Source organism: Acinetobacter sp. RRD8 (assembly GCF_031844225.1).
Classification (GTDB): Bacteria; Pseudomonadota; Gammaproteobacteria; order Pseudomonadales; family Moraxellaceae; genus Acinetobacter.
This window is the reverse complement of record NZ_JAUZUU010000021.1, coordinates 22,685-32,292: the sequence shown is the minus strand read 5'-3', so window position 1 is coordinate 32,292 and position 9,608 is coordinate 22,685. Positions and strand designations below refer to the sequence as shown.

At 41.5% G+C, this 9,608-nt stretch carries 10 protein-coding genes; 4 read left to right on the top strand and 6 right to left on the bottom strand.

All coding sequences use genetic code 11. From position 1 onward, the window contains the following. A partial coding sequence (locus Q9R24_RS13520; protein WP_019838439.1) for an integrase core domain-containing protein occupies positions 1-148 on the top strand: 148 nt, incomplete at its 5' end. A 260-nt stretch (positions 149-408) separates the two neighbouring features. Here the strand turns inward: Q9R24_RS13520 and Q9R24_RS13515 are convergent. The 3 genes from Q9R24_RS13515 to Q9R24_RS13505 all read right to left on the bottom strand — a co-directional run bounded on the left by Q9R24_RS13515 (position 409) and on the right by Q9R24_RS13505 (position 3,784). After that, positions 409-1,458 (bottom strand): 3-deoxy-7-phosphoheptulonate synthase, encoded by a 1,050-nt coding sequence (locus tag Q9R24_RS13515; RefSeq protein WP_311204696.1) that lies wholly within the window; start codon positions 1,456-1,458, stop codon positions 409-411. A gap of 522 nt (positions 1,459-1,980) precedes the next feature. Beyond that, positions 1,981-2,511 carry a hypothetical protein gene (locus Q9R24_RS13510; RefSeq protein ID WP_219309303.1) on the bottom strand — a complete coding sequence of 177 codons (531 nt, stop codon included), beginning with the start codon at positions 2,509-2,511 and terminating at the stop codon, positions 1,981-1,983. 208 nt (positions 2,512-2,719) lie between these two features. Beyond that, entirely contained in the window at positions 2,720-3,784 is a 1,065-nt protein-coding gene (locus tag Q9R24_RS13505) for an S-(hydroxymethyl)glutathione dehydrogenase/class III alcohol dehydrogenase (protein WP_249449766.1), read from the bottom strand. A 169-nt stretch (positions 3,785-3,953) separates the two neighbouring features. Between Q9R24_RS13505 and Q9R24_RS13500 the strand changes: the two genes are divergently transcribed. The 3 genes from Q9R24_RS13500 (at position 3,954) to Q9R24_RS13490 (ending at position 6,759) form a co-directional block, all read left to right on the top strand. Further along, positions 3,954-5,510 carry a phospholipase D family protein gene (locus tag Q9R24_RS13500; RefSeq protein WP_005106839.1) on the top strand — a complete coding sequence of 519 codons (1,557 nt, stop codon included), beginning with the start codon at positions 3,954-3,956 and terminating at the stop codon, positions 5,508-5,510. Between the two features lie 168 nt (positions 5,511-5,678). Next, positions 5,679-6,107 carry a hypothetical protein gene (locus tag Q9R24_RS13495; RefSeq protein ID WP_311204695.1) on the top strand — a complete coding sequence of 143 codons (429 nt, stop codon included), beginning with the start codon at positions 5,679-5,681 and terminating at the stop codon, positions 6,105-6,107. Between the two features lie 169 nt (positions 6,108-6,276). Continuing rightward, on the top strand, positions 6,277-6,759 hold the full coding sequence (locus Q9R24_RS13490; protein ID WP_005246160.1) for a hypothetical protein: 483 nt from the start codon (positions 6,277-6,279) through the stop codon (positions 6,757-6,759). A gap of 86 nt (positions 6,760-6,845) precedes the next feature. Here the strand turns inward: Q9R24_RS13490 and Q9R24_RS13485 are convergent, their stop codons facing one another. The 3 genes from Q9R24_RS13485 to Q9R24_RS13475 all read right to left on the bottom strand — a co-directional run bounded on the left by Q9R24_RS13485 (position 6,846) and on the right by Q9R24_RS13475 (position 9,449). Continuing rightward, positions 6,846-7,430 (bottom strand): uracil-DNA glycosylase family protein, encoded by a 585-nt coding sequence (locus Q9R24_RS13485; RefSeq protein ID WP_044108343.1) that lies wholly within the window; start codon positions 7,428-7,430, stop codon positions 6,846-6,848. A gap of 32 nt (positions 7,431-7,462) precedes the next feature. After that, positions 7,463-8,173, bottom strand: a complete 711-nt coding sequence (locus Q9R24_RS13480; protein WP_311204694.1) for an SGNH/GDSL hydrolase family protein — start codon at positions 8,171-8,173, stop codon at positions 7,463-7,465. 217 nt (positions 8,174-8,390) lie between these two features. Next, on the bottom strand, positions 8,391-9,449 hold the full coding sequence (locus Q9R24_RS13475) for a fatty acid desaturase (RefSeq protein ID WP_004280438.1): 1,059 nt from the start codon (positions 9,447-9,449) through the stop codon (positions 8,391-8,393). Positions 9,450-9,608: the final 159 nt, after the last annotated feature.

Genomic DNA, 9,608 nt, shown 5'->3' with positions numbered 1-9,608 from the left:
AGGTTTAGCAGATGTACAACTTGCGACACTAAACTGGGTAGATTGGTTCAACAAAAAGCGTGTACACAGTGCACTGGGTTATGTATCGCCTTTTGAGTTTGAAGCAATGTACTATGATAAGATTAACCCGTTAGGTCAGGTGGCCTAACTTAAATAAAAAAGTCTCCGACAAACCCGGTACGGTTCAGGTCAGCCGTATAGAATGAGCAGGAGCAAGATCTCTAATAAATTATTGTTATTGTTTATTTTCTAATTTAATTATTTTTATTCAATTTATAAAATCGTTCTAATCATTATTTTTATTTTCAAACGCTGTGATGAGCTAGTCTAAGCATCTGGGAGATGCGCTGATCGGCTTCATCCGATTCTGTCTTTCCCCAATCAATTGAGGAAAGACATCATTCAGTTTTAAGCACTACGCTTCAAACCTTCGAGCCGTAGTGAGTCAGTCATATTTAACAATAGTTGTTCGGTTTTTGTCCAGCCCAGACATCCATCAGTTACAGACTGACCATAAGTCATTTGCTCAGAAATTTTCTGGTTGCCATCTACCAAATGACTTTCTAGCATTACGCCACGAACATTGGTCTGTAAGCGTTCTGCTACGATCTGTTCCAGTACTTTAGGCTGTAGCATCGGATTTTTTGAGCTATTGCCATGACTACAGTCAATTACCAATGCCGGTAAGTCGATCTGATGTTTGGCCCGGATTTTCTCAATTTCTGACAATTGGTAATTTGGTCCGCTATTCGAGCCACGTAAAATCAAATGTGCTTTCGGATTACCTTGCGAGTGTAAAATACATGGTAAACCAGACTGACTCATCCCCAAGAATTGATGCGGATGAGAGGCAGACTGGATGGCATCTAGTGCAATCTGGATCGAACCATCAGTACCATTTTTGAAACCGATGCTGTACGGCATATGGCTGGAAATTTCGCGATGAATTTGTGATTCGCTGGTACGTGCGCCAATCGCTCCCCAGGCCAATAGATCATCGAAATAAGCAGTTGCCATTGGGCTAAGAATTTCCGAAGCGATTGGCAGGCCCATTTCAATAATTTTTAGGTATAAGTCACGGGATTTTTCCAAGCCCAATTGCATATTGGATGAACCATCCAGATTTGGATCGTAAAGGAAACCTTTCCAACCCACCGTAGTCCGTGGTTTTTCAATATAAGCACGCATCACCAGGAAAATCTGATCAGATAGCTGTGACTGAAGTTGTTTTAATTTTTCTGCATAGTCTAGCGCGGAAGCTTCATCATGAATGGAACATGGGCCTGTGACCACCATTAAACGATGATCCTTGCCTTCTAATATATTTTGAATAGTTTGACGGTGTTCAGCGACTTGGCTGGCTAATTGCGAAGACAGTGGCAATTGCTGCTTAAGCTGCTGAGGTAAAATTAAAATGCTTTCAGCATGATGTTGTTGTGATGTATTTGGGGTATTCATGACTTTAATCCTGGGACTGGCAATCAGTCCAAACTTTTATTTGAGCGTTATGGGTCTAATCGAAGGTATTGTGAGTGTCATTAGCTGACTAAAATAAGACCAATAAAAGTTGTTAAAGTATGAATAGTTAAAGTTTGTCATGGCTGTCTCCAAAATATTGTAAAAAATGAAAGGCATAAAAAAACCTGATCAGGGTTGCCGATCAGGTATAAACTGGTGGGCAACCTTTTCATTGCCCAAACGCATTCAGGCAATTAGCTAAACTGCCAGAAATAAAAATATGCGTTTGAAATGATAGGTTGCTTTAACATGTTATGTCTTTCATAAAATGTGATTCTGAAATTAAAATACGCGCTCTGTGATCATTTGACAAGCATTAAATATAAAAAAATATTTATTAACTTTTCTACTTTTATTTATCGATTCATCAAACCGAGAGATGTATCACTAAAAGTGGTAAAAACCCACAAACTTATCGCGGGTTTTACCATAGAAACTTCTCTTTAATCCGAAGATTAAAAATTAACGTGAAACACGATTCCAGGCATCACGCACTGCAAATTTAGCCTGTTCCCAGTTTAAACGTGATTCGCCTTTCATTTGTTCCCATTTCAGTCTCAAATCAGGTTCTACGTCTTCAAAACGGGTATGGGCATCATAGCTGCCACGGTTTTCATAACCAACTCGATAGGCCGTATCATAATCACGGTCATAATCCAGATCGCTATAAGTAGTACGGGCATCTGAATAATATGGCGTATTGATCGAATTATCACGCCAGTAAGCCTGTTCTTCTGTTGGATTTATAGCTTCGCCTACACCTTTACCTGCCAGACCGCCAACAACCGCACCAACTACACCACCGACAGCGACACCCACTGGACCGCCTGCAGCACCAATGGCTGCACCTGCCGCTGCACCACCTGCGGCACCGACACCTGTACCCACAGGATGCGCGCCAGGTTCACCAGTAATTGGATCGGCATTCAAATCATCGCGGACATCTTTAGGCGCATTCTTAATTAAATCACGATCAAAATTATCATTCGACATAGAGCTTATCCTTATTCTTTAAAATGGTTTTAGCACGTATTTTCATACGTCCTATTTAATATAAGCATCTGGCATGTAATGACATTAGCAGGCGTGTGTTGTTTCAGTGACTCTCTGTGAGGCTTTCATGCACTAATGTATCCTGAATCAGGTGAAAGCCGCATAAAAAAGACCGGTTTAATACCGGTCTTTTTTAGATTAAAACAGCTTAGTCAAAATGAATGACCGTACGGATCGACTTGCCTTCATGCATCAGGTCAAAAGCTTCATTGATCTGATCTAATGGCATGGTATGAGTCACAAAAGGTTCAAGCTGAATTTCCCCTTTCATTGACTGCTCTACCATTCCCGGTAATTGTGAACGACCTTTGACTCCACCAAAAGCTGTACCCATCCATTTACGACCTGTGACTAACTGGAATGGACGGGTTGAAATTTCTTTACCTGCACCGGCTACACCAATAATCACTGACTGGCCCCAGCCACGGTGCGCACATTCCAGTGCTGAACGCATCACATCTACATTGCCGATACATTCGAATGAATGGTCTACACCCCAACCGGTCATTTCAACGATCACTTGCTGGATCGGCTGATCATAGTCTTTTGGATTTAGGAAATCTGTCGCACCAAACTGTTTCGCCAGTTCAAATTTATCCGGATTGGTATCAATCACAATGATACGGCCGGCTTTGGCCTGACGTGCGCCTTGTACTACAGCAAGACCGATACCACCTAAACCAAATACTGCAACACTGTCACCTTCCTGAACTTTAGCGGTGTTATGTACTGCACCAATACCGGTAGTCACACCACAGCCCAGCAGGCAAACATGCTCATGGTTGGCTTCAGGATTAATTTTTGCCAGAGAAACTTCAGCAACCACGGTATATTCTGAAAAAGTTGAACAACCCATATAGTGATAGATCGGCTCGCCATTATAAGAGAAACGGGTCGTACCATCTGGCATGACACCTTTACCTTGCGTCGCCCGTACAGCAACACACAGGTTGGTCTTGCCTGATTTACAGAACAAGCATTCGCCACACTCAGCAGTATAAAGCGGAATCACGTGATCGCCCGGTTTCAGGCTGGTGACACCTTCACCGACTTCAACGACCACACCCGCACCTTCATGACCCAAGATTGCAGGAAATACACCTTCAGGATCTTCACCAGACAAGGTAAATGCATCGGTATGACACACGCCTGTATGGCTAATTTTTACCAGTACTTCACCTGCTTTTGGTGGAGCAACATCCACTTCTACAATTTCTAATGGCTAGCCTGGACCAAATGCAACTGCTGCACGTGATTTCATGTAAAACTGTCCTTTTTTTGCTGATTTACAGATGACTAACAGTAACCTCTTTCTATTCGGAGATTCAACTATTAACATCACAAGATAAGGAATAAAAGATCCTATAATTAATGGAACATCAATGACTAAACCTTCGCCCTTTGTATGTTTGAGCATTTTTACTTTTAGCATCATGCTTTCTGGCTGTGAACTGGCTCCCAACACTGCTGAAGAAGCGAAAATTACGCCGGTTCGACCTGCGCACTGGATCGACAATCAACTTTCAAAACAGCAAATTAATAGCGGTAAAACGGCTTTCTTGCCGCTCTATGATGGCTTTATGAGTATGGCAGCACGTCTGCACCTGATTAACAAAGCTAAATATCATCTGGATCTACAATATTACATTTGGAAGGATGATTATATTGGCAATATGATCTTGTCCCAATTACTTAAAGCCGCCGATCGCGGTGTCAAAGTACGGGTTCAGATTGACGATCAAAATGGTACCCAGCTTGATGACAAGCTTCTTGCTCTAAGCCAACATCCAAATTTTGAAGTTCGGATTTTTAATCCCTATAAATTTCGTCATTTACGTGCGCTGGATTATGGCTTCCGGATGAAAAAGGTCAATCATCGCATGCACAATAAATTGATTATTGCGGATGGCACTGCAGCCGTGACCGGCGGCCGCAATATCAGTAGTGAATATTTTGATGCCAGTGAAGATTTTCAGTTCACCGATGTGGATATATTCTTCGCAGGGCAAAGCGTAACAGATGCCAATCAGACCTTTATTAACTTCTGGAATGATGATCTGAGTTATGACGTTCGACAGATCTTGAATGATGCCGGCCATCCTGAAATGCTTAAAAGGCTCAGAACTGAATTTGAACGAGAAGATGTTGACGAAACTGAACTCAAACGCCGGGTGGGCATTGCCGAGAAACAAGTCGAACAACACTTAAAAAAACAACCCATTCACTGGGCGCCGGCTTATTTTGTTGCGGATAGTCCCGCAAAAGCACGCCCCCATGCCAAAAATGGCGATTATATTTATACCCATATGCTCGAACTGATGGGTGAGCCAAAAAAACATCTGGAACTGGTGTCCTCGTACTTTATTCCCACGCAAAAAGGGGCCGACTATTTAACCCGCCGTGCGCAACAAGGTGTGAAAATCAGAATCCTGACCAACTCTTTTCAGGCCAATGATGTGGCTGCGGTGCATGCCTATTATCAGCAATATCGTCAGCAATTATTGAAAAGTGGCATCGAACTCTGGGAATTTAAACCCTACATTGTCCGTCCGGAACGGACTTGGTATGAAATTATGACTGGAGACATCATCCCGGCTAAAAACAAAAATAGCTCCAGTTTGCATGCCAAATTTTTTGATCTGGATGGCATGGTGTTTGTCGGTTCATTTAATTTTGATCCGCGTTCAGCCTATCTGAATACCGAAGTCGGTCTGGTCATTGAATCGGAAGATTTTCAGAAGGAAATCACCAGTGCGATGGATCAGTACTTACCACGCGTGGCTTATCAACTTAAACTGAACGAAAAAAATGAAATGATTTGGCTGGAACATCAAAAAGATGGCCGTAGTATTCAGCATTTACATGATCCGGAAACTACAAAATTCCAGCGTTTTATGATGAATCTGGTGACGAAATTTCCCGGTGAATGGTTAATGTAATGACATTAGAATGACCTCACAATTACGACGACATGAAAAGCCTGTATTTTGAGAATGACCGCTTAAATTAACTTAGTCCAATCATCGTTTAAAGGGTTTTACAGTCGATTGCGCTTACTTTAGAATTACATTTTTCTCGTATTTTGCGATTGTTCGCCCTCCACTCCCATGCAATTTTTTGATCTAAGCCGTCAGTTTAAGTTCAGTGATATTCTGACGCCTGTAAAAACCCTCCATGATTTATCCCAGCAAAAATGGTATTTGGCCAAAATTCGGGTGGAACATGACTGTCTGTCCGACTCCGATACGGTCGAGGGACAGGTAGTTTTGAAATCCAGTGAAAATATTCAACTTGAACTGGAATGGCTGATTCAGGATAGCGGTTATGAATTACAGGTTTTATTTAAAGGTGTAGAAACCGAAGCCACTGATGAGACCGGTATTATGTTGAAAGGTGCACAACTGGTCGATGAACTGCAGCAAGTACTCTCTGCCCAAGCATTGAGCTTATGGATTGATGGCACTCTTTTGCCGATGTTGCCCGAGATCCGTCAGGAAATTAAAGCACGTTTAAACTTATGGGATTATGTCGAATAAGATGGCTAATCGCCGCATTTTGCATTTTTTAAAGAGCCCATGTGGCTCTTTTTTATAATCTGAATGACGTTTTAGATTGATCAAACTGCCGTAGTTTTAGTTTTTTCAGGCAATGCCAAGCTAAATAAGTTGTTATAAAATTTATAAAAAATAAAAAGAGAATCACGACATGATTTCTGAGAGTGAATGGCAACAGATTCGCCAAGTGGTCGCTGATGCACAACGGGCTGCCATGCATTGCTCTATTGCAACGGTCAACTCTAAAGGTTTGCCTAGCATTACTCCGATCGGAACTATATTTCTCAACAAAAAGACCAGTACGGGTTTCTTTTTTGATACTTATTCCACTACTTTTTCTGAAAATTTACAGCATCAGCCGATGGCCTGCATACAGGCTGTGAACAGTAGCAAACTGTTTTGGTTTCATTCGTTGCTTAAAGGTAAATTTAAGCGTTATCCAGGAGTACGCTTATATGCAGAAATTGGGCCTTTACGTCCGGCCTCACCTGAGGAAATACAGCAGGTGGAGTCGCGTATTCGAGCTTTAAAATGGACCAAAGGTAGCCAGTTAATCTGGTCCAGCTTTCATCATGTCCGGGAGATTAAAATTAATAGCCATCGCTGGGTTGAATATCCAAATATGAATAAATAAAGCCAATAACTTACAAATAGTAAGTTTATGTCTTGTCTGTAGCCTAAAACCTCTTTAACCATTTTATCTGATTATTGGATTAAATATTAAACTAGACCCACATGTTCAAACATCAATCGGTAACTTTCGGCTTTTTTCTCTAGAGAAACCGGATATGCTCGAGAAGATGAAGGCATGCGATATAAATACAGATCACGTCCGACAAAATGGGCCTCGCTAGGCTGACCAATACTCGGCTTTAAAGTCCCTTCAGGCATAGACAGCATCATGGTGTCTGTGGCCTTGTCGCCTGTGGTCATAATATGATTGCACTGCGGCATTTGGCTGAGCAGTTGCTCAATATTGGTGGGTACTACAATTTCCAAAAATTTATCTGAAGCATTGCCCTTTAAACGCCGGATCTGATAGCCACTATCAAAAATCGCAATCCCCGTTTCTGTTAAAAACTCCCGGATCAATTGTTCCTGAAATTTTTTATTGGGTAGATCTAAAAAGTAATCTTTATTTTCAAAGAAAATCAGTCCAAAAATCCGCCACATATCATTTTGATAGTTTGGATAATAAAAGTTCATTTTCCAGCGTGTGGCAGGTGGCGGAAAACTACCCAACATCAGTAATTTGGCATTGGGCGGTAAAAATGGCGGTAGTGGATGGGTTTCAATATCAGACATAGAATTAACTAAATTAAGAGATTTCAACTATTTTAGAAGGTCTTCCGAATCTTGCCAGCTACTTCTTGTCCCCAAAGTGTATAAACTTCCTTACTCGGATGAAAACCATCTGCAGCCATTTGTAAATTCATGGCACGATACTTCTCAATATCATATTCAATCCATTGCATATTCACTTGCTGATTCACAAATTTTTCCAATTTCAAATTCATGTGTTTAGCATATTTGCCAAATAGCCAAGCCGAAGGATTCGGTAGTGCTGGAAACATATTCATTGGCGGTACACCGGCAGCAATAATCAGTTTCGGACTAAATTTTTGCTGGATTTTGCTATAAAGCTGTTCCTGTTTCTGAATCCAGACCTCGGCAGGCATCAGTTTGGTCACGTCATTGACGCCAACCGACGTGACGATTACATCATAGTGCTGGACTTCTATTTGGTCCAAAGCATGAATTACTTTTGAGCTAGTATCGCCTGTTTTGGCCTGTAATTTCCAGTCAATTTCAAAGTCATCTTTCAGTTCATGCAGAATTGCACCCAGTAATGCGTCATCCTGATGTTCTACTCCTACACCTGCTGCTGCCGAATCCCCTAAAATCAGCAGAGACAGTTTGTTGCCGGTTCCGGTTTGACCTTCACGTGCACCTTCAGGTTCCGGCAGTCTTAGGGTATTTTTCTTGACACGATTACCCTGAATGACAAGTGCAGGAATCAAGGCAATGGTGGCGGCTTTCAGCAACATAGCGGACTAATTTATATAGGGATATACTTAATTTTACCTGAGTTTATTCTTTTGAACTATTTCCTCAACAGTCATTTTAAATGAATGTTCACCTAAATTTAACTAAGATAGGATTCTTGCAAAATACAGGCTTATACATCTTGCCATTGGGTAAAACATCAAGGATAAATATAAAAAAATCCCGCTTAAAAACGGGATTTCTTATGGAAATTAAAGCTTAGATTTTATAGTCATTCCAGCGATTCATACGCTTAAAAGTTCCCACATCATTAAAACGCACGCCCACTTCTTTCATTACTTTATGCGCCGTTTTGGACGTCAGTTGACGGATATAAAATGGCTCTTTGACCACAAAATGATGAATCGCATGGGTCGAACCAAAATTACAGCAGAATAACTGGAACGGAACCATCCACCATGGATTGAGCACTTGGGTTTGTTTGATCACATCACGTGGATCAATATCGCCATAGTAATGCATATTTGAGCTGACAAACTGCAAGCTAAAAGAACGGATAAAGTTCGGAATCACCCAGATGACTGCCAGCAGATTTACAATCGGCATCGCGTCGACAATGCCTTGCGACCAGAGCATCTCATAACCGAATAGCGGTGAAACTGCATTTAAACCATGAAAGACCACAAACAGGTAGCACAATCCATAGTAAATAATGCTGAGAGGTAAAAAGCCAAATAGCTGAGAAATCATGGCAATTTTACGTTCTTTTTCAGGCTGTTTTTCCAGAAAAAGATGAATCATTTTAATCATCTGAAATGGACGCAGATACACTGACATCAACTGGTCACTAATCACCAGAATTCGGCGAATGCCCCAAGGCATACCATTACTGATGCCACGTTCTTCCAGGTCATGTTCAGTGCCTGAATATTTATGATGATGCAAATGTAAACGACGACGTGCCCACGGACTGATGGTGTTTGGACGTGCCAACCAGACCAGTGCCAGCATCAGATGATGTGCCCAAGGTGTTTTTTTGAAATACATATAATGAATCAGGTCATGTTCCAATTCATGGGTCAATGACGCAAAAATCGCAATCAAGGGAATGGTAAACCATGCTGAGAGATAACCTGTTCCATATGCTACCGCGCATGCAATCATGCCTGCCCAGGCAAAGCCTAAAATACTCGCACCGATAAAGTTCTGATGTTTGAGTATGGGATAACGAGCACGCACCTCTTCCCCGGCCTGGGTAACGATACTTCTGACCTTGGAGATTCGCTGCTGGTCAGTCATATCCGCAGATGTAGACATATGAACAACCTTTAATTTCTGAACGGTTGTACATTAAAGGAAATTCTAAAAAAGAGAAGTTATCTTTCCACTTTTAGAGTGAGTATGTCTAAGTTTTGGACAGTTTGGAAAAGTTCTTAAAATTGGCGAAAATTAGGAAAAGTTAAAGATGGTCTTTCT